Source organism: Pseudomonas sp. SIMBA_067 (genome assembly GCF_046534675.1).
In the GTDB taxonomy this organism is placed as follows: Bacteria; Pseudomonadota; Gammaproteobacteria; order Pseudomonadales; family Pseudomonadaceae; genus Aquipseudomonas; species Aquipseudomonas putida.
Genome location: NZ_JAWRYH010001082.1, coordinates 1 through 246, shown reverse-complemented (window position 1 = coordinate 246; position 246 = coordinate 1). Strand labels below are relative to the sequence as shown.

1 protein-coding gene is annotated in these 246 nt (G+C 66.7%); it reads left to right on the top strand.

What is annotated here, in order from left to right; genetic code table 11:
- Positions 1 to 246: hypothetical protein (locus tag SB765_RS32590; RefSeq protein ID WP_410932888.1), on the top strand; the 246-nt coding region annotated here is incomplete at both ends.

Genomic DNA, 246 nt, shown 5'->3' with positions numbered 1-246 from the left:
GGTGCGCCGCGCCCATCAGGTCGGCCTGATCACCGATGCCTTCGTCCTCGAACCCTTCATCCGCGCCGTGCTGCGCGCCTGCCAGGAGGGCATGCGCCTGCCGTGTGGCAACGGCGAGGGTGAGCTGCGTTTCGAAAGCACGGAGCCGTTGGCAGGCCTGGCGTTGAACGACGAAAGTGCAGTGCGCTACCTCAGCGCCGAACAGTCCAACAGCTCGGTGGTGATCGGCGACCGGGTGGTGCTCAA